At 65.8% G+C, this 23,985-nt stretch carries 22 protein-coding genes; 9 read left to right on the top strand and 13 right to left on the bottom strand.

Going from position 1 to position 23,985, the window contains the following annotated elements; genetic code table 11:
* The first annotated feature begins 230 nt into the window (after nt 1-230).
* The 3 genes from ldtR (at nt 231) to AC1DR6_RS09920 (ending at nt 2,958) form a co-directional block, all read left to right on the top strand.
* A complete protein-coding gene (ldtR, locus tag AC1DR6_RS09910; RefSeq protein ID WP_476829054.1) occupies nt 231-743 on the top strand; it encodes a transcriptional regulator LdtR in 513 nt (170 codons plus the stop codon).
* A gap of 255 nt (nt 744-998) precedes the next feature.
* Nucleotides 999-2,240: a L,D-transpeptidase family protein gene (locus AC1DR6_RS09915; RefSeq protein WP_476829055.1), complete on the top strand. Its 1,242-nt coding sequence runs from the start codon at nt 999-1,001 to the stop codon at nt 2,238-2,240.
* A gap of 157 nt (nt 2,241-2,397) precedes the next feature.
* The gene (locus AC1DR6_RS09920; RefSeq protein ID WP_476829056.1) at nt 2,398-2,958 is read left to right on the top strand and encodes a hypothetical protein; all 561 of its coding nucleotides are present in this window, start codon (nt 2,398-2,400) and stop codon (nt 2,956-2,958) included.
* Nucleotides 2,959-3,038: 80 nt separating this feature from the next.
* Here AC1DR6_RS09920 and AC1DR6_RS09925 read toward each other — a convergent pair whose 3' ends face one another.
* Nucleotides 3,039-3,833, bottom strand: a complete 795-nt coding sequence (locus AC1DR6_RS09925) for a DUF4394 domain-containing protein (RefSeq protein WP_476829057.1) — start codon at nt 3,831-3,833, stop codon at nt 3,039-3,041.
* 174 nt (nt 3,834-4,007) lie between these two features.
* On the opposite strand from AC1DR6_RS09925, the gene AC1DR6_RS09930 reads away from it, so the two are divergent.
* Both AC1DR6_RS09930 and AC1DR6_RS09935 read left to right on the top strand, forming a co-directional pair.
* Nucleotides 4,008-4,559, top strand: a complete 552-nt coding sequence (locus AC1DR6_RS09930) for a sigma-70 family RNA polymerase sigma factor (RefSeq protein ID WP_476829058.1) — start codon at nt 4,008-4,010, stop codon at nt 4,557-4,559.
* Nucleotides 4,556-5,287 carry an anti-sigma factor gene (locus tag AC1DR6_RS09935; RefSeq protein ID WP_476829059.1) on the top strand — a complete coding sequence of 244 codons (732 nt, stop codon included), beginning with the start codon at nt 4,556-4,558 and terminating at the stop codon, nt 5,285-5,287. Before AC1DR6_RS09930 ends, AC1DR6_RS09935 begins: the two co-directional genes overlap by 4 nt.
* Nucleotides 5,288-5,301: 14 nt before the next feature.
* Here AC1DR6_RS09935 and AC1DR6_RS09940 read toward each other — a convergent pair whose 3' ends face one another.
* Nucleotides 5,302-6,315, bottom strand: coding sequence for a YeiH family protein (locus tag AC1DR6_RS09940; RefSeq protein ID WP_476829060.1), 1,014 nt, complete (start codon nt 6,313-6,315; stop codon nt 5,302-5,304).
* Between the two features lie 99 nt (nt 6,316-6,414).
* Here AC1DR6_RS09940 and AC1DR6_RS09945 point away from each other — a divergent pair, with 99 nt between their 5' ends.
* Nucleotides 6,415-7,299, top strand: coding sequence for a LysR family transcriptional regulator (locus AC1DR6_RS09945; protein ID WP_476829061.1), 885 nt, complete (start codon nt 6,415-6,417; stop codon nt 7,297-7,299).
* Nucleotides 7,300-7,560: 261 nt separating this feature from the next.
* Here the strand turns inward: AC1DR6_RS09945 and AC1DR6_RS09950 are convergent, their stop codons facing one another.
* The 9 genes from AC1DR6_RS09950 to AC1DR6_RS09990 form a co-directional block, all read right to left on the bottom strand.
* Nucleotides 7,561-8,025, bottom strand: a complete 465-nt coding sequence (locus tag AC1DR6_RS09950) for a PTS sugar transporter subunit IIA (protein ID WP_476829062.1) — start codon at nt 8,023-8,025, stop codon at nt 7,561-7,563.
* Between the two features lie 42 nt (nt 8,026-8,067).
* Nucleotides 8,068-8,760, bottom strand: a complete 693-nt coding sequence (locus AC1DR6_RS09955) for a response regulator transcription factor (protein ID WP_476829063.1) — start codon at nt 8,758-8,760, stop codon at nt 8,068-8,070.
* Entirely contained in the window at nt 8,757-11,465 is a 2,709-nt protein-coding gene (locus tag AC1DR6_RS09960) for a DUF4118 domain-containing protein (protein ID WP_476829064.1), read from the bottom strand. The genes AC1DR6_RS09955 and AC1DR6_RS09960 overlap by 4 nt, the downstream gene beginning before the upstream one ends.
* 46 nt (nt 11,466-11,511) lie before the next feature.
* Nucleotides 11,512-12,117: a K(+)-transporting ATPase subunit C gene (locus AC1DR6_RS09965; protein ID WP_476829065.1), complete on the bottom strand. Its 606-nt coding sequence runs from the start codon at nt 12,115-12,117 to the stop codon at nt 11,512-11,514.
* 11 nt (nt 12,118-12,128) lie between these two features.
* Nucleotides 12,129-14,186, bottom strand: coding sequence for a potassium-transporting ATPase subunit KdpB (gene kdpB, locus AC1DR6_RS09970; RefSeq protein WP_476829066.1), 2,058 nt, complete (start codon nt 14,184-14,186; stop codon nt 12,129-12,131).
* Between the two features lie 28 nt (nt 14,187-14,214).
* Nucleotides 14,215-14,391: a hypothetical protein gene (locus AC1DR6_RS09975; RefSeq protein ID WP_476829067.1), complete on the bottom strand. Its 177-nt coding sequence runs from the start codon at nt 14,389-14,391 to the stop codon at nt 14,215-14,217.
* A 7-nt stretch (nt 14,392-14,398) separates the two neighbouring features.
* Nucleotides 14,399-16,102, bottom strand: coding sequence for a potassium-transporting ATPase subunit KdpA (gene kdpA, locus AC1DR6_RS09980; RefSeq protein ID WP_476829068.1), 1,704 nt, complete (start codon nt 16,100-16,102; stop codon nt 14,399-14,401).
* A gap of 91 nt (nt 16,103-16,193) precedes the next feature.
* Nucleotides 16,194-16,283, bottom strand: coding sequence for a K(+)-transporting ATPase subunit F (locus AC1DR6_RS09985; RefSeq protein ID WP_476829069.1), 90 nt, complete (start codon nt 16,281-16,283; stop codon nt 16,194-16,196).
* Between the two features lie 443 nt (nt 16,284-16,726).
* The gene (locus AC1DR6_RS09990; protein ID WP_476829070.1) at nt 16,727-19,078 is read right to left on the bottom strand and encodes a xanthine dehydrogenase family protein molybdopterin-binding subunit; all 2,352 of its coding nucleotides are present in this window, start codon (nt 19,076-19,078) and stop codon (nt 16,727-16,729) included.
* 243 nt (nt 19,079-19,321) lie between these two features.
* Between AC1DR6_RS09990 and ppk2 the strand changes: the two genes are divergently transcribed.
* The 3 genes from ppk2 to AC1DR6_RS10005 all read left to right on the top strand — a co-directional run bounded on the left by ppk2 (nt 19,322) and on the right by AC1DR6_RS10005 (nt 22,719).
* A complete protein-coding gene (gene ppk2, locus AC1DR6_RS09995) occupies nt 19,322-20,221 on the top strand; it encodes a polyphosphate kinase 2 (protein WP_476829071.1) in 900 nt (299 codons plus the stop codon).
* A 238-nt stretch (nt 20,222-20,459) separates the two neighbouring features.
* Entirely contained in the window at nt 20,460-20,951 is a 492-nt protein-coding gene (locus tag AC1DR6_RS10000; RefSeq protein ID WP_476829072.1) for a hypothetical protein, read from the top strand.
* Nucleotides 20,952-21,090: 139 nt separating this feature from the next.
* Nucleotides 21,091-22,719 (top strand): Na+/H+ antiporter, encoded by a 1,629-nt coding sequence (locus tag AC1DR6_RS10005; protein WP_476829073.1) that lies wholly within the window; start codon nt 21,091-21,093, stop codon nt 22,717-22,719.
* Between the two features lie 10 nt (nt 22,720-22,729).
* Here AC1DR6_RS10005 and AC1DR6_RS10010 read toward each other — a convergent pair whose 3' ends face one another.
* Nucleotides 22,730-23,419, bottom strand: a complete 690-nt coding sequence (locus AC1DR6_RS10010) for a dienelactone hydrolase family protein (protein ID WP_476829074.1) — start codon at nt 23,417-23,419, stop codon at nt 22,730-22,732.
* Complete coding sequence (locus AC1DR6_RS10015) at nt 23,416-23,940, bottom strand: cupin domain-containing protein (RefSeq protein WP_476829075.1); 525 nt, start codon at nt 23,938-23,940, stop codon at nt 23,416-23,418. The genes AC1DR6_RS10010 and AC1DR6_RS10015 overlap by 4 nt, the downstream gene beginning before the upstream one ends.
* Nucleotides 23,941-23,985 lie beyond the last annotated feature (45 nt).

A 23,985-nucleotide genomic window follows, 5' to 3' on the forward strand; every position in this document is an offset into this window, starting at 1 on the left:
CAGGCTTGAGCCCGGTCGCCTGTCGCTCGACTACGCTGAGTCTTGGTAAGAATCGCTTTAGCTTAAGCCTTTCTGACTTCACCTACGATTCACCCAAAGGGGTAAATCCCTGATTCATCCTGATATTTAAACTCGTTTTCATCCGTGCAGGCATATGGTCTTTTTCAGAAGCGGACCGGGGAAACAATCCTGGCCGACGGGAAACAGGCGTCAGACAGGCAGGATGTACGATGAAAGCCAGCGTCAAGACTTCGGAAGTTGTCGGGAATAAAGAAGCCGACCTGAACGTGAAGCCTCTTTATCTTGAGTCTCTCACGCTGGTGGAGCGACTGCATCGCCGCCTGCTCGACGTCATCAAGGATGAGTTCGAGCGGCGCGGCCGGGACGACGTCAACAGCGTCCAGGCGCTGCTGCTCTACAACATCGGCGACGCGGAACTCTCCGCCAGCGAGCTGCGGACCCGCGGTTACTATCTTGGCTCCAACGTCTCCTATAACGTCAAGAAGCTGGTCGAGCTCGGCTATCTCCACCATGCCCGCTCGCGCATCGACCGCCGCTCGGTCCGGATCAGCCTGACCGAGAAGGGCACCGAGGTGCACGACATCGTGAAGGGCGTTTACGACAAGCATGTCCGCACGGTCGAGCAGATCGGCGGCATCGCGGCAGACGACTTCGAGCGCATGAACAACGCCCTGCTTCGCCTCGAGCGCTTCTGGACCGACCAAATCCGTTATAAGCTCTGAAAAACGCTGTTTCGAGATCTTCATGCGATTGACGCGGCTGGGCCCAATCCCGGCCGCGTCGCCGTTGGCATCAGCTGTGGCGCGGCCGCCATGCACGTCGCAAAACGTGCTCATGCCCTAAAATAGCCGCTGTCATCACCCCTTTTTAACCGTGCTAAGACACCGTCGCTGACATCAGGCCGCCTTGCTCCAGGGCCGCCGCCTGTCGGCGGCGTTTTGCTGCGGTCGCGCGGTCAAGATTCAAAGAGGGAAGAAATGTCGCAACTGAGCCTGACGCGCCGCGAAACTGTGCTGGCCCTGCTTTCGGGCGTCGCGACGGCCGCTGCGGCCCCGGCCTTGGCGCAGCAGGCGGAGTGGCGTCAGAACTACGATGCCGGCCCGCGCAATTCCGTGCTGCGCTCTTCCACTCCGATGCTGTCGCCCGAATCGCTTCAGGCGACCGAGCAGGCCATCGCAGCCTATCGTGACCTCGCTGCGCGCGGCGGCTGGCAGCCGGTGCAGTTGCCCGAGAAGATGGGCCTCGGCGCCAAGGGCCCCGGCGTCGTCGCACTGCGCCAGCGCCTCGTCGTGACGGGAGACCTTCACGAGAACGCCGGCGAGAGCAACGTCTACGACTCCTATGTCGAGGCGGCGGTGCGCCAGTTCCAAGCGCGTATGGGCCTTTCCACGACGGGCGCGATCAACCGCGCGACCATCGTCTCGCTGAACGTCCCGATCGACCGGCGCATCCGCCAGCTCGAGACCAATGTCGTGCGGCTGCGCACCTGGTCGGGCAATCTTGGCGGCCGCTATGTCGTCGCGAATATCCCGGCCGCGGCCGTTGAAACGGTCGAGAACGGCCATGTCGCGACCCGTCATGCCGCCGGCGTCGGCAAGATCGATCGCCAGTCTCCGCTGCTTCAGACCAAGATTCCCGAGATCAACTTCAACCCGACCTGGACGGTGCCGGCATCGATCATCCGCAAGGATCTGATCCCGAAGATGCGCAAGGAGCCGACCTATCTCTCCGAGAACAAGATCCGCATCATCAACGGGTCTGGCGGCGAAGTCTCGCCCGCTCAGGTGAACTGGAATTCGGACGAGGCGACGCATTACACCTTCCGCCAGGATCCGGGCGGCGACTTCAACTCGCTCGGTTTCGTGCGCATCAATATTCCGAGCCCCTACGGCGTCTACATGCACGACACCCCGTCGAAGGGCATTTTCGGCGACGATTACCGCTTCGTCTCGTCGGGCTGCATGCGCGTGCAGAACGTGCGCGACTATGTGGCGTGGCTGTTGAAGAACACCCCCGGCTGGGATCGCGCCAAGATCGACGAGACCATCGCTTCCGGCCAGCGCGTCAATGCGCGCATCGCAGATCCCGTGCCGTGTTACTGGGTCTACGTCACGGCCTGGGCGACGCCGGATGGCGGCGTCCAGTTCCGCGACGACATCTACAACAAGGACGGCCTGGGGCCGGCCCCGGTGGCTGCCTTGCAGGGCGAGGATATCTGATCTGCGGCGCACCGACGTCTTCAAAAAACCCGCCGCTCGGCGGGTTTTTTTATGGCTTGTGCTGCGCCGATGGATCACGGGGTCGGCTCACCATTGACGCCCCCATAAATCGCGATGCACCTTTGCGGCAACGACCGATGTTAGAACAAGGTGAGCCATGAAGACCGTGCTTCGAATTCTGGCTATCGCTGCATCCTTACTCTTCGTCAGCACCATGTCGCAGGCGGCGCAGGTGACGAAGTCTGGCACCACTATCACAGTTCGCGGGATGATCGGGGAGGGCGATGACGCCCTGTTCGAGAAGGTGGCGCCGCAGGGCAGCTACCGCATGGTCGTCCTGTCGAGCCCGGGCGCAGGCGAAGGCGGGCTTCCGCCGGCCATCGCGATGGCCCGGAACATCAAGGCGACCGGCGCGGCGACGGTTGTGAATGCGGGAAACCTGTGCGGCAGCGCCTGCACGCTGCTGTTCGCGGCCGGTGCGCAGCGCGTCTATCGCGGCGGCGGGCGTATTGCGGACGGCGTCGGCAAGAAGGGCCAGTCCGGCCTCGGCTTCCATCAGAGCAGGTCGGCGAGAGGCACGGCCTCGATGGCGTCGGTTTATTCCGAGCTCGGCGTACCGGCCGGGGCCGGATTGTCGCTGCGCTCGCCCTTCGAGACGCTCTACTACATCTCGGGCGCGACGGCGCTGGCGACCGGGGTTGCGACGAGCGTGAAGTAACCGCGAGCGCCTCGCCCCGAAACATAAAGAGCCCGCCGAAAGGCGGGCTCTTTCTTGATCGGTTGAAAGACGATCGTGGATTACATCGCCGGCATGACGGCGATGTCGCGGGCCGCCGCCGACAGCCCGGTCACCTTGCCGACGGACGTCGCCTTGCCGGTCGCGAGATCGACCTTGTGGAGCGTGCCGTCGGCGAGAAGCCAGCCGGTGTTGGAGCCGTCGCTTCCGCTCTCGATGTCGAAGGCGATCGCCTTCGGCATCACGCCGAGCTTGCMGACAGCGCCGAGCACGCCGTCATTTGGYGGCGCCTGCTTGATCAGGCCGCCGATCTTGCCGTCGATGTCGTAGAGCGCGGTTTCCTTCGTGCCCTTGACCGAGTTGGTGTAGGCGCCTGCCACGATCATCGGCGCTTCGCCCTTGTGCATGTCGGTCTCGGCGAACTTCAGCTTGCCGTCGACCGTCGTCTTGCCGTCTTCGACGTTGACGCGAAGGTTGGTGCCGTCCGAACCGATGACGCGAAGGCGGTCGGCGGCCGGATTGAAGTCCACCGTCGCCATGGCGCTGGCGGAAAGAACCGTGTCCATCTTCGACTTCATCGTGGCCTTGCCGGCCTTGTCGATGGTGTAGATCGTCCCGTCGACGGTCAGCGCATACAGCATCCCGTCCGCCGGGCGGACATCGATGCCGGCGATCTTGCCGGAAATTCCGGAAACCTTCATCGATGCGCCGGCCTTGAGCGTGCCGGTATCGACCATGGTCAGGGTATCGTCGCCCGTCAGCGCCGCCAGCGTGGCGGCCTGCGCGGTGAGGCCGGCGCCGACGCCGGTCGCGAGAATCGTCGAGATCGCGAGGGCGAGCCGTGTGGTTCTGGTCATTCCATCCTCCGGTTTTGGCGGTGCCGCCATCCTGTCGCGGTGCGGCACTCATTCCGGATAGAGCGAGGCTGGTGCATCGGATGCGGAGCGAAAAATAAATTATCTGCCTGCATCCAAGCCGGCGGCGGCCGCGTAATCTGCCGTCGATCGCAGCTCTGGCGAATAGGACGATGAATGGCCGGCCCCGCCGCGCAGTCGATGATCGAGCAGGCGCTGGCGGCGTGCGTGCTCGGCGATAAATCCGCATTGCGTCGCATCTACGAGCAGGAATGCCCGCGTATGATCGGTGTGGCGCAGCGTATGCTGAGGCGCCGCGCCTTGGCGGAGGAAGCGGTGCAGGACACCTTTATCCTGATCTGGCGGCATTCGGCGCGGTTCGACGCGCAGCGCGGCTCGGGTTTGACCTGGATCTACGCGATCCTGCGCAACCGCTCGCTCTCGATCCTGCGCGACGAGAAGCGCGTGGACACCGAGGAAAGCCCGGTCGCCGAAGAGACGGCGAGCGAGGAGGACGGGCCCGACACCATCATGGAAAAGCTCTCGGATGCGCAGGCGCTCCATGGCTGCCTTCAGGCCTTGCCGGAACAACGGCGCGGCATGATCCTGCTCGCCTTCGTGCAGGGGCTGAGCCATGGCGAGATCGCCGGCAAGCTCGACATGCCGCTCGGTACCGTCAAATCCTGGATCCGCCGCTCGCTTCTGACATTGAGGGAGTGCCTCGGATGACCCCGCCGCTCGAATCCGAAATCCTCGCCGGCGAGTATGTTCTCGGTCTGCTCGGTCCTCGCGAGCATGAAGACGTCCTGGCGCGTCTGGAGCAGGACCCGGCCTTGCATGCCGCGGTGTCGCGCTGGCAGACGCGCCTGGCTCCGATCGATGCGACGGCGGCTCCCATCGCGCCCTCGGCAGGGCTTTGGCGGCAGATCGAGGCCGGACTTGCCGCCTCGAGACAGCAGCCGGCGACGGCTGTCCGACAGAAGACGAGGCCTGTCCTGCGGGCCCGGCTCGCCGAGTGGTGGGACAGCCTGCCATTATGGCGCGGTGCGGCCCTCGCGGGAGCTGCTGCTGCGATCGTGCTGGCGGTGGGCCTCGTCGCAGCGCTCGATCGGGCAGGCCGGCAGCCGGTCATGGTTGCGGTGCTGATGACGGATGCCAGTGTCGCCGCAGCGGTGGTCAATACCTTCGCCGATGGTCGCGTGGAGTTGCTCCCGCTGCAGGATATCGACGTGCCGCAGGGCCGGGCGCTGCAGATCTGGACGCTGTGGGACCGTGCCGTCGGGCCACGCTCGGTCGGGTTGATCGAGCGCGCGCGGGCCGTTCCGCTGCGGCTGGACAGTCTCCCGCTGGGCTCGGATCAGCTGTTCGAAATCACCGTCGAACCTGCCGCCGGGTCGCCGACAGGCCGGCCGACGGGGCCGATCGTCGCCAAGGGGCTGACGGCGCGACGCTTGTAGCGACGTCCCTGCGCTCAGGGCGTAGCCGGAGACAGCGCCAGCACGATGGCCGCAAGCCCGCCGAGCACGGCGATGGATAGCGCTCCGGCCGCCAGCACGCGGCCGCCGGCGGCAAGAACCGTGCGCAGGTTCACCGACAGCCCCAGCGCCGCCATCGAGACGATGGTCAGGATCGATGCCGCCGTTGCGAGCGGCCTCAGCGCGTCGGTCGGGATCAGGCCGAGCGAGCGCAGCACCATCATCCCCAGGAACCCGATGATGAACCACGGGACGAGGCTGGAGAGTTTCGGTTTGGCGCCGCCCTGCCGCCCGCTGACGAAGCCCAGGATCAGCACGACAGGTCCGAGCATCAGCACACGCAGCAGCTTCACGATGGTGCCGATCTGCGTGCTGACGGCGCTGACCGGCACCGTCGCGGCGAGCACCTGCGGCACGGCATAGACCGTCATGCCAGCCAGGACGCCGTACTGCCATTCGCTCAGCCCGAGCAGCGGCACCAGCGAGGGCAGGAGCAGAACGACGAGGATGCCGAGCGCGGCCGTGAAGGAGATGGCCGAGGCGACGTCGTCGGGCTTGGCACCGATCGCAGGGGCGGTGGCGACGATCGCCGAGTTTCCGCAGATCGAGTTGCCGCAGGCGACGAGTGTGGCGAGGTGGCGCGGCAGGCCGAGGAACCTCGAAATGCCGTAGCTGACCAAAAGCGACAGCAAAACAACAGTGACCACACTCAGGACCATGAACAGCCCCGAATGCGCGATGGTGGCGAAGCTGATCGAGGCGCCGAGCAGCACGATCGCGACTTCGAGCAGGGTTTTCGAGGCGAATTTGATTCCCGGAACCGTCGCAGCTGGCATGCCGATCGCCGAGTTCACAGCGACGCCGAGCAGGATCGCGATCACCAGTGCGTCGACCCAGGCATATCCGAACGCGATGAGCTCGAGTCGCTCGGCCGCGAAGGCTGCGAGTGTGACGCCAATAGTTACAGCAAGGCCGGGGAGGATACGGAGAGCCAGCGGAGAGACGGACATGTTCAACTCTGTGAAAAGCGTACCGAAGAATAATCTTCTCAAATGTCCGGATCAATCGCATAATGGCGCATGGACCTTTCGGTTTGAGAGAACGGATTTGTGACGCTCGACCAGCTTTCGGTCTTCATCGCGGTTGCTGAGTGCGAGCACCTCACCCGCGCGGCGCAAGCGCGTCACCTCTCGCCCTCGGCGGTGAGCGCGGCCATTCGCGCGCTGGAGGCGCGTTACCGGGTCGAGCTGTTCCATCGCATCGGCCGCGGCCTTGCGCTGACCGCTGCCGGGAGGGACTTCCTCCCGATCGCCAAGGCGGTGATCGCGCAGGTGCGCCTGGCGGAAACCGCATTGAGCGAATTCGGCTCGCTCGACCGCGGCACCGTGGTGGTCCAGGCCAGCCAGACGATTGCCAATTATTGGCTGCCGCAGAGGTTGGCGCGGTTTCGGCGGAGCCATCCCGGCATCGAGGTCGACCTGCGCCTCGGAAACACCGCGAGCGTGGCCCGCGCCGTCGCCGAGGGCCTGGCCGAACTCGGCCTGATCGAGGGGGCAAACGAGGAGCCTCGGCTCAGTGCGACGCCGGTCGCGCAAGATCGGCTCATGGTGGTGGTGCCGGCTGTCGACCGGGCTGGCGGCGGGGTCTCGGATGCGGTGGAGGATTTGCTCCGGCTCGACTGGATCTTGCGCGAGCCTGGCTCCGGCACCCGCGCGATGTTCGAGGAGGGATTGCGCGCGCTCGGCATCGACCCGGCCAGGCTGCGGGTCGCCATGACGCTTCCGTCCAACGAGGCCGTGCTGACCGCAGTGCGCACCGGCAGCAACTGCGCCACGGCGCTGTCTGAAGCTCTGGTCGGCCCGTTCGTCGCACGCGGGGACCTCGCCACGATTCCCCTCTCGCTCGAACCGCGCGACTTCGTTTTGCTCCATCATACCGAGCGTCCGTTGTCGGGCGCGGCGCAGGCTCTGGCTGCGATCTGCCGGGGCGGATGAGGCGAGGCAAGGTGCGTTTGGGAACAGTCTGCCGCGAACGCGGAACGGAGCCTTCGACAGGGTGTTCGTTCGTCGCTGCCGACCCCTTCGCCACGGGTTTATTGCCCCCCTGCACCCGGCCTGTCGCGGATCACCGCGACCGTGGCGCGAATGGGCCGGCAGCGGTGGTTCAAGCGTGTCGCAACGCCCCACCGGAGGGAGCCGGCGCTTGCTCAGCGTCGGCTCCCGTCTTCATTTGATCTGCCTCCCCCATCCGGTTGATCAGCCCGGCTCGGCCAATGCGGCGCATAGCTGTGCCGGGGTCGCCGCATCACGGATCGCTGCTTGAACCGTGGGCGAGCGGAGCCTGCGCGCCACGCAGGCCAGGGCGGTGACATGCTCGCGCGCCGCCTGCGCCGGAGTCAGCAGCAGGCAGATGATGTCGACCGGCCGGGCGTCGATCGCATCGAAGGCTAAAGGATGGGCGAGACGCGCGATCAGCCCGAACGGGCGTGTCAGCCCGGCGAGCGGCGCATGGGGCATCGCTACGCCCTGGCCCACGCCGGTTGAACCCAGCGCTTCCCGGCGCGACAGGGCTTCATGGATCACGGCGGCATCGCTGCCGAGCTTCGTCGCGGCCTTTTGCGCCAACGTCCTCAGAAGATCCGGCTTTGACGACGCCTTCACATCGAGGAGGACGTCGCCGGGGCCGATGATGTCGGTAGCCTGCATGGAAATCCCGGTCATGCGGTGGATGGAAGCGGCAGAACGACGAAGCGGCGCGCCGTGTCAGTCGGCGGCGCGCAGCCGGTAGCCCACGCCAGTCTCTGTGGTGATGTATTCCGGCTGGTCCGGCATCCGCTCGATCTTCTGGCGCAACTGCCGCACATAGACGCGCAGATACTGCACGTCGTCGGCCGGGCCCCAAACCTCCTTCATCAGGTGGTGATGGGTCAAAACCTTCCCGGCGTGCTGCACGAGGATGCGCAGGATGTCGTATTCCTTCGGCGAGAGCTTCACCTCCCTGTCGCCGATCTTGACGGCCCGCTTGACGAGATCGACGGAGAGCTCGCCGGTCTGGAAAACCGGCTTCTCGCCCTGCTGATGCAGCTTGTGGCGCAGCGCGACGCGAAGCCGCGCCGCCAGCTCCTTCATGCCGAAGGGCTTGGTGACGTAGTCGTCGGCGCCATTTTCCAGCGCCTCGACGATGCCGGGTTCGTCCGTGCGGCTCGACAGGATGACGACAGGCACCGTGAGCTGCTCGGCGCGCCATCGCTTCAACAAGTCCTGACCCGGCATGTCCGGCAGGCCGAGATCGAGGATCACGAGATCGGGCATGTCCTCGGTGATCTGCGCGATTGCCTCCCGCGCCGTCGCGGCTTCCCGGACGATGTAGCCTTCGGTCGACAGGCCGACCCGCAGCAGCCGGCGGATCGCCGGTTCGTCGTCCACGACCAGAACCTTGATGTCCAATGCCGTCATGCCGGCCGCTCCGCTTGTCCGAGCCGGCTTGTCGTCGGCATGCGGATGGTGAAGGCCGCGCCCTCGCGATCGGCCCTGTTCGCGGCGACGATCGTGCCGCCCATCGCTTCGACGAAGCCGCGGCAGATCGCCAGGCCGAGGCCCGTGCCCGCCCGGACCTGATCGCCCTTCCTGACCCGGTAGAAGCTGTCGAAGACCCGTTCCACATCGGAGGCCGGCAGGCCTGATCCCTCGTCGGCGATCGAGAGCGCGACCGCATCCCCGATATGACGCGCTGCAATGGTGATCAGGCTGTCTTCGGGGGCATATTTCGCGGCGTTGTCGAGCAGGTTGAAGAGCACCTGCTCGAACAGCACGGGGTCGAGCCGCAGCATCGGCAGCGTTGCCGGCAGATCGGTCTCGACATGGTGGCCGGCGGTGATCTTGGCGGCTCGCCGCAGGGCGCTGCCGACGATTTCAGCCAGGTCCACCGGCGCGGCATTGGGCTCCATCGCGCCGGATTCGATCTTCGTCATGTCGAGCAGATTGGCGATGAAGCGGTTCAGCCGCTCGGATTCGTCGATCACCGTGGCGAGCAGGTCGGTACGGTCCTCATCGGGCAACTCCATGCGATAGTCGCGCAGCGTGCCGGCCGCACCCATGATCGAAGCCAGCGGCGTCTTGAGGTCATGCGAGATCGAGGTCAGCAGCGCCGAACGCAGCCTGTCGGCCTCGGCCGCGAGCCTTGCCCTGTCGACGTCGGCCACAAGCTGGATGCGCTCGATCGCAACGGCGGTCTGGTCGGCCAGCGCGTCGAGGAGGCGCTGCTGCTCGGGCGTCAACAAAGGTCCCTCGCGATCGTCGTCGAGGCCAAGCACGCCGATTGCCGCGCGCCCGGTGCGCAGCGGCAGATACAGCCGCTTCGCGCCCGGTAGCGTATCGGCGCCACGCCCGGCCGGGCGGTCATGCTCCCAAGCCCAGCGCGCGGCCGCGATGTCGGCATCGACGAGCGTATCGTCGGGTGGGTAGCCGGCGCGAACGGCGAGGGTGCCGTCCTCCGGCATAAGGATCACCACGCGGACCTTGAGCATCGAGGCGATCTGGAAGGCGCTGGCCCAGAGCACGTCGTCGAGTGTGCCCGTGCCCGCAAGTTTGCGCGAGAACAGATAAAGGTCCTCGGTGGTCCGTGCCCGCTGGCGCGCGGCATTGGCCTGGCGCTGCACACGTGCGGTGAGATTGCTGGCGATGAGCGCGACGATCAGGAAGAAACCGAGTGCCACGGCATTTTCGGGATCGCCGATGGTCAGCGTGTAGAGCGGCGGAATGAAGAAGAAATTCATCGCCAGCGCGCTCAGCACCGAGGCGACCAGCGCCGGCCCGAATCCGCCTGTGACCGCCGAAATCAGCACCGCGATCAGGAAGACCAGCGCGATGTTGCGCAGGTCCATCGCCTGGCTGAGCAGCTCGGCCGCGCCCAGCGCTAGCCCCACCAAGAGAATGGCGGCGAGATAGGGCCGCAGCGTCAGTGCGCGCCTGACCTCGGTCGCGGGGGTGCCGCCTCGCCCCGTGTCGTGATCGGAGCCGGAGACGACATGCACGCTGATGGTGCCGGCGCTGCGGATCAGGTCATGCGGTACCGAGCCGCCGAAGAACTCGCGCCAGCGCGATTTACCCGGCCGGCCGACGAGAATCTGGGTGACGTTGTTTGCGGTGGCGTGGCGGACGATCTCGCCGCTCGCATCCTCGCCCGGCGCGACGAGTGCCTCGCCGCCAAGCTGTTCGGCCAGCCGCAGCGCCGCGGCGATCCGCGATTTCGGCGCCTCTGCCAGCGCGGCGGCGCGCGGCGTTTCGACATAGAGCGCGCTCCACGGCGCGCGCAACCGGTCCGCCTGCCGCTTGGCGTACCGGACGAGCGCGGCCGAATCCGGCCCTTCGTCGATGCAGACGAGAATGCGCTCACCTGCCGCCCAGGGGCCGGAAATCGCGTGCTCCTGCATATGGCTGCGAAGCTGGTCGTCGACCCGCTGGGCTGTGCGGCGCAGCGCCAGCTCCCGCAAGGCGGTCAGGTTGCCAGGCGAGAAATAGTTCTGGATCGCGCGGCGGGCCGTCTTGCCGAGATAGACCTTGCCGTCTTCGAGCCGCTTGATCAGGTCGGCCGGCGTCAGATCGATGATCTCGATCTCGTCGGCGCGGTCGATGATCGAATCCGGCACCGTCTCGCGCACGCGGATGCGGGTGATCTGGGCGACGACGTCGTTGAGGCTCTCGACATGCTGGATATTGAGCGTGGTGTAGACGTCGATCCCGCGCGACAGCAGCTCCTCGACATCGAGATAGCGCTTCGGGTGGCGGCTGCCGGAGACGTTGGTATGCGCGAGCTCGTCGACCAGGACGAGGGCCGGGCGCCGCTCGATGATGCCGTCGAGGTCCATTTCATCCAGCGCGCGGCCCTTGTAGTCGATGGCGCGACGGGGAACGATCTCGAAGCCGTCGACCAGCGCCTGCGTCTCCTGCCTGCCATGGGTTTCGACGATGCCGATGACGACATCGTAGCCCTCGGTGCGCCGCGCCCGGCCGGCCGTCAGCATCTCGTAGGTCTTGCCGACGCCAGGTGCCGCGCCGAGAAAGATCTTCAGCCGCCCGCGCCCCTCGCGCTGGGCCGCAGCCAGCAGCGCCTCAGGCGAGGGGCGGGGCTTGATGTCGCGATGATCGTCTGCGGGCGGCATGGCAAACCGGTTCGGGCGGCGGCAGCGCCGCCGCCTTTGCTTTGTGTCAGCGCGCGGCCGCGCCGTCGAGGGCGAGGTTGAGCGCCAGCACGTTGACGACGGGCTCGCCCAGCACGCCGAGCTTGCGCGGCTCGACCCGCGCATCGACCAGCGTCTTGATCGTCGCCGGGTCGGCGTTGCGGGCCTTCGCGACGCGCGCGATCTGGAAATACGCCGCCTCCGGGGAGATATGCGGGTCGAGCCCGCTGCCGGAAGTGGTGACCAGATCGATCGGCACAGGCGCGCCGGGGTTTTCGGCCTTCAGCGTCTCGGCCTCAGCCTTGATCCGCTCGATCAGCTTGGGGTTGGTTGGGCCAAGATTGGAGCCGCTGGAGTTCGCCGCGTTATAGGGCGCATCGACGGTTTTCGAGGCGTCGGCCGGATCGGCGGCCGAGGTCGCCGAGGGGCGGCCGTGGAAATAGCGCTCGCTGGTGAAGTTCTGGCCGATCAGGTTGGAGCCGATGACCTTTCCATCCTTCTCGGTCAGGCTGCCATTCGCCTGTTTCGGAAAGACGGCCTGCGCGATGCCGGTCATCGCCAGCGGATAGGCGAGGCCGGTGATGACCGTGAAGGCGATCAACAGGACCAAAGCGGGGCGGATTTGCTTGAGCATGAGAGATGTCCTCAGACGAGGTGCAGGGCGGTCACGGCCATGTCGATGGCCTTGATGGCGATGAAGGGAACGATCAGCCCGCCGAGCCCATAGACGAGCAGGTTGCGGCGCAGCAGAGCGCCGGCGCCGACGGGGCGGTACGTCACCCCCTTCAGCGCGAGCGGGATCAGCGCGACGATGATCAGCGCGTTGAAGATGATCGCCGAGAGGATCGCACTTTGCGGGGTATGCAGCCCCATGACATTGAGCGCGCCGAGCTGCGGGTAGAACGCCAGGAACATCGCCGGAATGATAGCGAAATACTTGGCGACGTCGTTGGCGATCGAGAAGGTCGTCAGCGCCCCGCGCGTCATCAGCAGCTGCTTGCCGATCTCGACGATCTCGATGAGCTTGGTCGGATCGGAGTCGAGATCGACCATGTTGCCGGCCTCGCGGGCCGCGACCGTGCCGGTGTTCATGGCGACGCCGACATCGGCCTGCGCCAGCGCCGGGGCATCGTTGGTGCCGTCGCCGCACATTGCGACGAGCTTGCCCTTGGCCTGCTCTTCGCGGATCAGCGCGAGCTTGTTTTCCGGTGTCGCCTGCGCGAGGAAATCGTCGACGCCGGCCTCGGCCGCGATGGCGGCCGCGGTCATCGGGTTGTCGCCGGTGATCATCACGGTACGGATGCCCATGCGGCGCAGCTCAGTGAAGCGCTCGCGGATGCCGCCCTTGACGATGTCCTTGAGGTAGATGACGCCAAGCAGGCGCCCGTCGCGCGCCACGGCAAGCGGCGTGCCGCCGGCCTTGGCGATATCGGCCGCGATGGCCTGGACCTCTTTCACAGCCTCTGTGGAGTGCTGCGAAGCGGTAGCCTCGACGTATTTCAGCACCGAATCCACCGCACCCTTGCGGATCTGCGAGCCGTCGATGTCGACGCCGCTCATCCGGCTTTGCGCGGTGAAGGGCACGAAAGTCGCGTGCAGGGCGGCCATGTCGCGGGCGCGAATGGCGTATTTCTCCTTGGCGAGCACGACGATCGAGCGGCCTTCCGGTGTCTCGTCCGCGAGCGAGGACATCTGCGCCGCATCGGCCAGATCGCGCTCGTCCACGCCGCGCACAGGGCGGAACTCGGTCGCCTGGCGGTTGCCGAGCGTGATCGTGCCGGTCTTGTCGAGCAGCAGCGTATCGACATCACCCGCCGCCTCGACCGCGCGCCCGGACATGGCGAGCACGTTGAAGCGCACCAACCGGTCCATGCCGGCGATGCCGATGGCGGAGAGCAGCGCGCCGATCGTGGTGGGGATCAGCGTCACGAACAGTGCAACCAGCACGATGACCGGGATGTATCCGCCGGCATAGGCCGCAAAACTCGGGATCGTTGCCGTCGCCAGCACGAAGATCAGCGTCATGCCCGCCAGCAGGATGTTGAGCGCGATCTCGTTGGGGGTCTTCTGCCGCTCGGCGCCTTCGACCAGCGCGATCATGCGATCGATGAAGGTCGAGCCTGCGGCGGCGGTGATGCGTACGCGGATCCAGTCAGACAGCACCTGCGTGCCGCCGGTCACGGCGGAGCGGTCTCCGCCGGATTCGCGGATCACGGGCGCAGATTCGCCGGTGATCGCGGCCTCGTTGACCGAGGCGACGCCTTCGATCACCTCGCCGTCGGATGGGATGATGTCGCCGGCCTCGACCAGCACGACATCGCCGACCTTCAGCGATGTGCCGGACACCAGCCTGTGGCTCGTGCGGTCCTCGCCGGTCAGCAGCTTGGCCTGCGTCTCGGTGCGGGTCTTGCGCAGCGACTCGGCCTGCGCCTTGCCGCGCCCCTCCGCCACGGCTTCCGCGAAATTCGCGAAAAGCACGGTGAACCAGAGCCAGACGACGATCTGGAAGGAGAAGCCGAGGCTAGCCCCGCCGGTCGCGAGGTCGCGCAGGAAAAGCACGGTCGTCAGTGCCGAAACCACGGCGACGACGAACATCACCGGGTTGCGGGCGAGGTGGCGGGGGTCGAGCTTGCGAAGGGCATCGCCCAGCGCCGGCACGAGGATGCGAGCGTCGATCAGGCTCGCGGATTTGGACGGGCTCATGGGAAGCTCCAGCGAAGGGGTATGCGCGTCAGGCGGTGCCGATCAGGGCGGCAAGCGCCCGGACCAGCAGCGTCGCCAGACAAAGCGCGACGATCATTCCAAGGATCAGGATGGCGGGGCGCGGTGCGGACGAGTTCCGCATCTGCCTCATCGAAGCGGGGCGGCAGGGCGCCTCGCGCCGCAATTGCCTGAGAGGGCTGCTCATGGCGCACTCAGAAGCTCTGCCCGGCGATCATCGCCAGGTGCTCGACGATCGGCCCGACCGCCAGCGCGGGGAAAAAGGTCAGCCCGCCGACGATCAGGATCACGCCGACCAGCAGCCCGACGAAGAGCGGCCCGTCGGTCGGGAAGGTACCGGCGGAAGTGGGCACGGATTTCTTCGCCGCCAGCGAGCCGGCGATGGCCAGCGCCGGGATGATCACCAGGAAGCGGCCGACCAGCATCGTGATGCCCAGCGTGACGTTGTACCAGAGCGTGTTGGCCGAGAGGCTGGCGAAGGCCGAGCCGTTGTTGGCCGCAGCCGAGGTGTAGGCGTAGAGGATCTCGGAGAAGCCGTGCGGCCCGCTGTTGCCAGTGGAGGCGACGGCGCCCGGCAGCACGACGGCGATCGCCGTGAAGATCAGCATGCCGGTCGGCAGGCACAGAATGGCGAGCATCGCCATCTTCACCTCCTTGGCCTCGATCTTCTTGCCGAGATATTCCGGCGTGCGCCCGACCATCAGCCCGGCGACGAACATCGCCACCACGATGAAGAGCACGATGCCGTAGAATCCGGCGCCGACGCCGCCGACGATGACCTCGCCCAGCTCCATGTTGATCAGCGGGATAAGCCCGCCCAGCGCGGTGAAGCTGCCATGCATCGCATTGACTGCGCCGCAGGAGGCCGCCGTGGTGATGACGGCGAACAGCGCCGAGAGCGTGATGCCGAAGCGGACTTCCTTGCCCTCCATATTGCCGCCGGGCAGGCCGAGCGCCTGAACCAGCGGGTTCCCGTAGGCCTCCGCCCAGTAGCAAAGCGCCACACCGGCGATGAACAGCACACCCATGGCGGAAAGGATGGCCCAGCCCTGCCGCTGGTTGCCGACCATGCGGCCGAAGACGTTGGTCAGCGCGGCGCCGAGCGCGAAGATGGACAACATCTGGATGAGGTTGACGACGGCGTCCGGGTTTTCGAACGGATGGGCGGAGTTGGCGTTGAAGAAGCCGCCGCCATTGGTGCCGAGCATCTTGATCGCGAGCTGCGAGGCGACCGGGCCCCGAGCGATCAGCTGCTGCGCGCCTTCAAGCGTGGTGGCGGTCACGGCGCCGTCAAAGGTCTGCGGCACGCCGAGCGAGACATAGACGAGCGTCAGAACGATGCAGAGCGGCAGCAGGATGTAGAGCGTCGCCCGCGTGAGATCGACCCAGAAGCTGCCGACCGACTTCGTCGAGGCGCGAGCGAAGCCTCGGATCAGCGCCATAGCGATCGCGATGCCGGTCGCGGCCGAGACGAAGTTCTGGACGGTGAGGCCCAGCATCTGCGTCAGATACGACATCGTCGTCTCGCCGCCATAGGCCTGCCAGTTGGTATTGGTGACGAAGCTGACGGCGGTGTTGAACGAGAGATCGGGAGCGACGGCGGCCATCTCGTCCGGGTTCAGCGGCAGCAGCGCCTGGACCCGCTGCAACCCGTAAAGCAGCAGGACTCCGGCAAGGTTGAAGATCAGCAGGCTGACCGCATAGCGGGACCAATGCTGCTCCTCGCGCTCATGCGTGCCGGCGAGGGCATAAAGGCCGCGCTCCACCGGTGCGAGGAGGAAGGACAGGAACGTACGCTCGCCGCTGAAGACGCGGGTCATGTAGCCGCCGAGCGGCTTTACCAGCGCGACGACGAGCGCGCAGAACAGGAGGATCTGAATCCAGCCATTGATGGTCATGGGAAGGTTTTCCGGTGGCTCTGGCGCGTCGAACCGAAAAGCGAACTGACTTTCCGGAACGCCCGCAGCGCAGGCGAAGAGATGTGGTCGGTCAGAACCGCTCGGGGCGCAGCAGCGCGTAGGTGAGATAGACGAGTAGAAGCAGCGTCACCGCGCCCCCGAGAACGAAATCGAGAAGCATCTTCGATCTCCTCGGCTCAGAGCGCGTCGCAGGCGCCGACATAGGCGAGGCCCGCCGCGAAGAAGGCGAGGGTGAGCCCGAGCATGATGAAATCCATGGCCTTGATCCCTTCGACCAAATGGTCGTGTCGCTGGCCGGAAGCGCCGCCGCGAAGGCGGCTGGAGGCTTTCCTGGCCTGACGGGATTATCGGGCACGGCGCATAGCCGTTCGAGACGGGCGCTGGCCCGTCACTATAGGAATCTTATAGGAATTCAGATGAGCGCATCCGCTAGGATATCGGCATCGGCCCATCTTGCCGACACGAAGCCCTCATCCTGAGGAGCGCTCGAAGAGCGCGTCTCGAAGCAGGCTTCAGAAGGCTCCGGAGGGTGACTGGAACATCCTTCGAGACGCAGCCTTTCAGGCTGCTCCTCAGGATGAGGGCTGGGCGGGATAGGCGGCGTTACCCCTGCGGATGCAGCAGCTTCCAGATCTTGAGCGGCGTCGCGGGCATGTCGACATGCGTCACGCCATGGGGCGCAAGCGCATCGACGATGGCGTTCATGATCGAGGGCAGCGAGCCGGCGCAGCCCGCTTCGCCGCAGCCCTTGGCCCCGACGCGGTTGGTCTTGGTCGGAACGCCCTGGCTGATGAAGTCGAAGAATGGCACGTCGCCCGCCCGGGGCAGGCCGTAATCCATGAAGGAGCCGGTCATCAGCTGCCCGGCTTCGTCATAGCGTGTCATCTCGCTGATCGCCTGGCCGATGCCCTGGACGATGCCGCCATGCAGCTGGCCCTCGACCAGCATCGGGTTCACCAGCGTGCCGAAATCATTGACCATGACGTAGCGCGCGATTTCGATCGCACCCGTCTCCGGGTCGATCTCGATTTCGGCGATGTGACAACCGTTCGGATAGGCCGAGGGCGCGGCCTTGAAGATGTGGTCGACATCGAGCGTCTGCGGCAGGTCCGCCGGGAGATCGGTTCCGGCACGCAGGCGCGAGGCCAGCTCCATGATGCCGATCGAGCGATCCGTGCCGGCGATGCTGAAGCGCCCGGCCTCGAACTCGATATCGGCGACCGCAGCCTCCAGATAATGCGCCGCGAGCGGCTTGCCCTTCTCGATGACGTGCTCGCTGGCTTCGATGATCGCCGAGCCGCTTGCCATGATCGACTTCGAGCCGCCGGTGCCGCCGCCGGCGATCAGCCGGTCGCTGTCGCCCTGGACGAGCTTGATCTTGTCGAAGGGCACGCCGAGTTGGCTGGTCAGGATCTGGGCGAAAGGTGTCCAATGGCCCTGGCCATAATCCAGCGTGCCGGTGACAATGGTGACGCTGCCGTCCTCCTCGAAATGGATGCCGCCCATCTCGTTGCTCGGCGGCGCCGTCACCTCGAGATAGCAGCCGACGCCGCGTCCGCGCAGCTTGCCGGCCTTGCGGCTCTGGCGCTGCCGTGCGCCGTAGCCTTTCCAGTCTGCGGCCTCCAGTGCCTTGGCTAGCAGGGCCGGGAAATCGCCGCTGTCATAGACGGTTCCGACCGGCGTCTTCCAGGGAAGTTGTTCGGGCAGCACCAGATTGCGGCGCCTCAGCTCGACCTTGTCGATGCCGGTCTCGGCTGCGGCGGCATCGATCAGCCGTTCCATGAAATAATTGCCCTCAGGCCGACCCGCCCCGCGATAGGCCGCGATCGGCGTCGTGTTCGTCACGGCGCAGCGGGTGCTGACCTCGACCAGCGGCGTGCGGTACATGCCGATGCTGTTCTTGCCGATGTTGAGCGTCGCCATCATCGGCCCGACCGGCGAAAGATAGGCGCCGAGATTGCCGAAGCCGGTGAAGCGCGTGGCCAGAAAGAGCCCGCGCTTGTCCAGCGCCAGTTCCGCCTCGAACACCATGTCGCGTCCGTGATGGTCGGAAACGAAGCTCTCCGAGCGCTGGTCGGCCCATCGCACCGGCTTCTTCAGCAGGCGCGCGGCGTGCAGCAGCACGACATATTCGGGAAAGACGGCCGACTTCATACCGAACGAGCCGCCGACATGGCCCGTCAGCAGCCGAACGCGCTCCTGCCCGACGCCCATCGCGGCGGCGAGGCTGTTGCGCATCCCGAAGGCGCCCTGGCTCGGTGCGTGCAGCGTGTAGCGCTTGCTCTTGGCATCGTACACGCCGATCGCAGCACGCGGCTCGATCGGGTTCACGACGATGCGGTTGTTGACGATGCGCAATTGGGTGACGTGCGCCGCTTCGGCGAAGGCCGCTGCGACCTTCTCGCTATCGCCGAAATGATAGTCCACGATCAGATTGCCCGGCACATCGTCGAAAAGCTGCGGCGCGCCTTCCGCCAGCGCATCCTCCGTCGAGGTCACGGCCGGGAGCGCCTCGAGATCGAGCGCGACCGCTTCGGCCGCATCGCGAGCCTGCACAAGCGTGCGTGCCACGACCATCGCGACGGGGTCGCCGACATAGCGGACCTTGCCCGAGGCCAAGGCGGACCGGGCCGGCTTGAGCATCGGCGTGCCGTCGCGGTTCTGCAGGTCGACGATACATTTCAGCGTGCCGTAGCCCTGATCCGCCAGATCTTCCGCCGCATAGACCGCCACCACGCCGTTCATCGCCTTGGCGGCGGAGGTGTCGATGCCGCGGATATTCGCATGGGCATAGGGACTGCGCACGAAGGCTCCGTAGAGCTGTCCTTCCAGCGCGAGATCGTCGGTATATTGCCCGGCCCCGCGCACCAGCGCCGCATCCTCGTTGCGCGGCACCGGCTGGCCGATGCCCACGGAGCGGGTCGAGATGTCTGGCTGGGAGGCGTGCATATTCATTAGGTCACCGCGCGGTCGTCGAAGCTCTATCATGTCTCAAAATGTCGGCGCGCGCTGTGCGCCTGCCGCATCGCCGATCACCCACCGGTGGACGGCGATGGAAAATCTCGCCTGTGTTGAACGCGGGGCGCTCAGTGGCGTTCCTGGTTTCATCGCGCCGTCACGGAGCATCGCCATGGTCCGCCGCCGCCAAAGGGCGAAATGCGCCGTCACGCGCGACAGAATCTGACGAGGACGACCGTCATGAAGACCGATTTCGACCGGATCAAAGACGAGATCACCGACTCTTTCGATGAAGAGCTGGAGCTACAGCTTGAGGAAGAGCGGATCGACCAGCTGGGTCTCGACGGCGAGGGCTTGGGCGCCGAGCGCATCGACCGGCGGATTTATTTCCGCGAGCTGTTCCGGCTCCAGCACGAACTCGTCCGGCTGCAAGACTGGGTTCAGCACAAGAAGCTCAAGGTCGTGGTCCTGTTCGAGGGGCGTGATTCGGCCGGCAAGGGCGGCGCGATCAAGCGCGTCACCCAGCGGCTCAACCCGCGTGTCTGTCGTGTCGTCGCGCTGCCGGCTCCCACCGAGCGGGAGCGGCATCAATGGTATTTCCAGCGCTACGTCCAGCATCTGCCGAGCGCGGGCGAAATGGTGCTGTTCGATCGCTCCTGGTACAACCGCGCCGGCGTCGAGCGCGTCATGGGCTTCTGCACGCCGGACGAGCTCGAGGAGTTCTTCCGGTCGGTGCCGGATTTCGAGCACATGCTCGTCCGCTCCGGCATCATCCTGCTGAAGTACTGGTTCTCGATCACCGACGAGGAGCAGGAATTCCGTTTCCGCATGCGCATCGAGGACCCGCTCAAGCAGTGGAAGCTCTCGCCAATGGACCTCGAAAGCCGGGTCCATTGGGAAGACTACACCCGCGCCAAGGAGGAGATGCTGGAGCGCACCCACACCGAATTCGCACCCTGGTGGGTCGTGCAGGCCGTCGACAAGAAGCGCGCGCGCCTTAACTGCATCGCCCATCTGCTCGAGCAGATCCCGTATGAAGACGTGCCGAAGCAGGAGTTCCTGCTGCCTGAGCGCGTTCGCAACCCGGATTATCTGCGCCACCCGGTGCCGCCGGAAAGGTATGTGCCGGACCGTTACTGAGACTTTGGCGTAGCTTCGTCACGCGCAGGCGGTTGCGCGTGACGAAGCTCCCGGCGAACTCCGCCATCGGTCCCGCTTCGGCATCAGATGTCCGAAGCGGATCGGTTCTTGCGACGAGCAGGTTCGGCAAGGTTAACCGCAGCAAACGCGCGCGCTTCCATTGCGTCAGCTCGGCGGATTCGCTTAGCTTATAAAGCGCTGCAGGCCATCGTCTTGGTCTGGCCTCCGAGACCTTCCCATGCTCCTCAACCGCCTTGCTGCCGGCGCGCTTGCGCTCGGCCTCCTGCTGTCTCCGGCCTTTGCCAAGAACTTCGCCGTTCCGTCCAAAAATCCGACCGTGACCGTTACCTTGCCGGACAAATGGTCCACGGAAGAGATCGAATACGGCTTCCAGGCTCGGCCCGAGGACGAGGCGATCTTTCTGTCCATTGAATCGGCCGCGTCGAAGCAGATCGAGAAGATGATCTCGGACACCAACAAGTGGATGCGAGACAACAAGATCAAGCCGGTCGAGCCGATCAAGGCCGAGATGAAGATCAACGGTATCGAATCGACCGTGTTTCAATTTCGCACCGAGGACGAGAACGGCCCGACGACGGTCGATCTCATCCTGATGCCCGCCGGCAATGAGCGCGTGATGATGTTCACCGTCTGGGGCAATGACAAGGAGCGCGAAACCCACGCCGCTGCGCTGGACTCCATCTTCGGCAGCATCAAGTCGATCAACTGATCGCTGAGCCTGGAGGAAACGCCGGCTCGGCCGGTTGACAAACGCCGTGCCGGTGCCCCGTTTGCCGGGCACCGGTCAGAAGACCGCATTATGATGCCGACATCGCGGCGAGTCGCCGAGCCGGCCGATCGAGGGTCTTTTGGAATCCGTCGTCACCATCCTGACGCTTCTGTCCGCCGTGGTGGTCAGCGGCTCGCTCGCGCGCTGGACGCGGTTGCCGCTGCCGCTCGTGCAGATCGCGCTCGGTGCCGTCATCGCCCTGTCGGTGGTGCCGACCGTCTATCTCGACCCCGATCTCTTCTTCCTGCTGTTCCTGCCGCCTTTGCTGTTTCTGGATGGTTGGCGCATCCCGAAGGGCGATCTCGTCCGTGACCGGCGGATCATCCTTGAGCTGGCGCTGGGTCTGGTGCTGTTCACCGTACTGGGTGTGGGCCTGCTGATCCACTGGCTGATTCCGCCGATGCCTCTGGCCGTGGCCTTTGCGCTGGCCGCGATCGTCTCGCCGACCGACCCGATCGCGGTCTCGGCCATCGCTTCGCGCACCCGCATCCCCAAGCGGCTGATGCACATCCTCGAAGGCGAGGCGCTGCTCAATGACGCCTCGGGCCTCGTCTGCATGCGCTTCGCGGTGGCGGCGGTGCTCACCGGTTCATTCTCGCTGGGCGCCGCAGTGGGGACTTTCGCATGGCTGGCCATCGGCGGCATCGCGATCGGCGTCGGGCTGACCTGGACCGTGTCGGCCGCAAAGCGGTGGATCACCGCTCGCTTCGGGGAGGACACCAGCTCCCAGATCTTGATCAGCCTGCTGATCCCCTTCGGCGCCTATCTGCTGGCGGAGCATTTTCATTGCTCGGGCATTCTCGCCGTCGTCGCCGCCGGCATCACCATGAGCTTCATCGAAGGCAGCGGGCAGGGGCTGGCGGTCACGCGGATCAGGCGCGCGGCGGTTTGGGACATGATCCAGTTCGCGGCGAACGGCGTCATTTTCGTCCTGCTCGGCGAGCAGATGCCCGGTATCCTCGCCGGTGCGGTGGAAGCGGTGAAGACGACCGGGCACCGCGAGCCCTGGCTGCTGGCCTTCTATGTGCTGGCGATCAGCCTCGCGCTTGCCGTGCTGCGCTTCGTCTGGGTCTGGGTTTCGCTGAAGCTGACGATGTTTCGGGCGGCGCGACGGGGAAAGCCCGCGCCCCAGGTGAGTTGGCGGATCGTCGCCGCGACCTCGCTTGCCGGGGTCAGGGGCGCGATCACGCTGGCCGGCGTCCTGACCCTGCCGTTCGCGCTCAATGACGGGACGCCGTTTCCGGCGCGTGACCTCGCCATTTTCCTGGCCGCAGGGGTCATCGTGGTCTCCCTCATCGTCGCGAGCGTCGCGCTGCCGCCGCTTCTGAAAGATCTCAAGCTGCCGCCGGAGGATTTCGACCAGGAGGAGATCGATAACGCACGAGGCAAGGCCGCGAAGATCGCCATCCAGGCCATCGAACGCACGCAGCACGAACTGGCGTCCGGGCGTTCCGATGTCGATCTCTACGCCGAGGCTTCGCTCCGCGTGATGGAGATTTATCGCCAGCGCATCGAGGGCCGGCCGCAGAATGTCGAGGGCACCTTTCATGGCCGCCGGCTGGAAGCCATCGAGCGCAAACTGCGCGTCGCCGGCCTGAAGGCGGAGCGGGGCGAACTCTATCGCCTGCTGCGCCAGCGCGAACTGAACGAGGAGGCCGCGCGCAGGCTGATCCGCGAGATCGACCTGCTCGAAACCCGCTACGGATAGGCTCGGACGGCTACTTGAGATACCGGCCCAGAAAAGCGGCCGAGCGCGATGCGGCGTCGATAAAGGCGCTCTGCGACAGTCCGTGGCCTTCGCCCGGATAGATCTGCGTTTCCACAGGCGTCCCGATCCGGCGCAGCACCTGTTCGATCTGCCGGGCATTCGAGACCAGCACGATCCTGTCGGCATCGCCATGAAGAGTGAGAGTCGGCGCGACGCGGGTGGCGGCGGCGAGTTCTGCTGGCAAAAAGCCGAAGAAGTTGACGACCGCCTTGATCCGTCTGTCGTCGGCCGACGTGGCGAGCGCGAGCGCGCCGCCGAGCGAAAAGCCGACGAGGCCCATCCGTCCGGCATCGATGCCGGGCTGATCTTTGAGGCCGGCAATCGAGCGCAGGATCGCGCTCTTCCAGAGCGGAAATTTGCTGTCGATCTCGCGGTAACTGGCGCGTCGGTCGCCGGTGGCCTCGAAGTAATGCGGCAGAAAGACCGTGTAGCCGGTCCCCGCCAGCAGCCGGGCGGCAGTCTCGTAGCGGCCTTCGTTCGTCAGGCCATCCGAGCCATAGAGCAGAACCAGCACCGGCCTGCGGCCAGCCCCGGTTCCGTCGAAGCGCTCGACGGTGATCCCGTCCGTGGCGGCGCCGCCAGCGGCAGGATCGAGAAGGGCGCTGCCGAGGGTCGCGAGCATGATGCGGCGATCGATCATTTGGATTTCACCCCGATATCGCCCCACAGCTTCATCAACGGGCCGTCATCGCCTGAAACGGGGTCGCAGGGCGGGAAGGTCAGCGTCGCGATCTTCTGCAGCATCGCGGGCGTTGCGGCCGTTCGGACGATGTCGGCGCTCTGGCCCGGCGGGTAGGCGCCGACGACGAGAAAATCCTCAGAATGCGAGGTGCAGCGATGCCCCGTTCCAGCCGGCAGGAGCAGGACGTCGCCGGCTTCGACCCGAAGCTGCCGGCGCTCGCTGCCGCCGAGGATCAACTCGGCCGACCCTGCGGCGATGCCGAGCACCTCATGCCCATGCGTATGGTAATGATCGAAATCATAGATGCCGTCGCGCCACTGCGGCGGCCAGCCATTCTCCTGAAACCGCTTCTCCATGGCGCCGGCGACATCGCCCTCGACCGGAAAAGCCGCCTGATAGAGCACCATCGGCAGTCGCGGATTGTTGGGCACGAAGCCCTGGGCCTCGAGATGCGTGGCCGTCACCGTCATCGCGCTCATCGTGTCCTCCGTCTTTGAAACTGGAGAACGCTCCAACGGCGTTCG

Source organism: Allobosea sp. P5_A5 (assembly GCF_056400625.1).

Excerpts from the sequence above, each read along its gene's own strand:
- ldtR (WP_476829054.1), top strand. The coding sequence starts at position 231 with ATGAAAGCCAGCGTCAAGACTTCGGAAGTTGTCGGGAATAAAGAAGCC.
- AC1DR6_RS09915 (WP_476829055.1), top strand. The coding sequence starts at position 999 with ATGTCGCAACTGAGCCTGACGCGCCGCGAAACTGTGCTGGCCCTGCTT.
- AC1DR6_RS09920 (WP_476829056.1), top strand. The coding sequence starts at position 2,398 with ATGAAGACCGTGCTTCGAATTCTGGCTATCGCTGCATCCTTACTCTTC.
- AC1DR6_RS09930 (WP_476829058.1), top strand. The coding sequence starts at position 4,008 with ATGGCCGGCCCCGCCGCGCAGTCGATGATCGAGCAGGCGCTGGCGGCG.
- AC1DR6_RS09935 (WP_476829059.1), top strand. The coding sequence starts at position 4,556 with ATGACCCCGCCGCTCGAATCCGAAATCCTCGCCGGCGAGTATGTTCTC.
- AC1DR6_RS09940 (WP_476829060.1), bottom strand. The coding sequence starts at position 6,315 with ATGTCCGTCTCTCCGCTGGCTCTCCGTATCCTCCCCGGCCTTGCTGTA.
- AC1DR6_RS09950 (WP_476829062.1), bottom strand. The coding sequence starts at position 8,025 with ATGACCGGGATTTCCATGCAGGCTACCGACATCATCGGCCCCGGCGAC.
- AC1DR6_RS09955 (WP_476829063.1), bottom strand. The coding sequence starts at position 8,760 with ATGACGGCATTGGACATCAAGGTTCTGGTCGTGGACGACGAACCGGCG.
- AC1DR6_RS09960 (WP_476829064.1), bottom strand. The coding sequence starts at position 11,465 with ATGCCGCCCGCAGACGATCATCGCGACATCAAGCCCCGCCCCTCGCCT.
- AC1DR6_RS09965 (WP_476829065.1), bottom strand. The coding sequence starts at position 12,117 with ATGCTCAAGCAAATCCGCCCCGCTTTGGTCCTGTTGATCGCCTTCACG.
- kdpB (WP_476829066.1), bottom strand. The coding sequence starts at position 14,186 with ATGAGCCCGTCCAAATCCGCGAGCCTGATCGACGCTCGCATCCTCGTG.
- AC1DR6_RS09975 (WP_476829067.1), bottom strand. The coding sequence starts at position 14,391 with ATGAGCAGCCCTCTCAGGCAATTGCGGCGCGAGGCGCCCTGCCGCCCC.
- kdpA (WP_476829068.1), bottom strand. The coding sequence starts at position 16,102 with ATGACCATCAATGGCTGGATTCAGATCCTCCTGTTCTGCGCGCTCGTC.
- AC1DR6_RS09985 (WP_476829069.1), bottom strand. The coding sequence starts at position 16,283 with ATGCTTCTCGATTTCGTTCTCGGGGGCGCGGTGACGCTGCTTCTACTC.
- AC1DR6_RS09990 (WP_476829070.1), bottom strand. The coding sequence starts at position 19,078 with ATGAATATGCACGCCTCCCAGCCAGACATCTCGACCCGCTCCGTGGGC.
- ppk2 (WP_476829071.1), top strand. The coding sequence starts at position 19,322 with ATGAAGACCGATTTCGACCGGATCAAAGACGAGATCACCGACTCTTTC.
- AC1DR6_RS10000 (WP_476829072.1), top strand. The coding sequence starts at position 20,460 with ATGCTCCTCAACCGCCTTGCTGCCGGCGCGCTTGCGCTCGGCCTCCTG.
- AC1DR6_RS10010 (WP_476829074.1), bottom strand. The coding sequence starts at position 23,419 with ATGATCGATCGCCGCATCATGCTCGCGACCCTCGGCAGCGCCCTTCTC.
- AC1DR6_RS10015 (WP_476829075.1), bottom strand. The coding sequence starts at position 23,940 with ATGAGCGCGATGACGGTGACGGCCACGCATCTCGAGGCCCAGGGCTTC.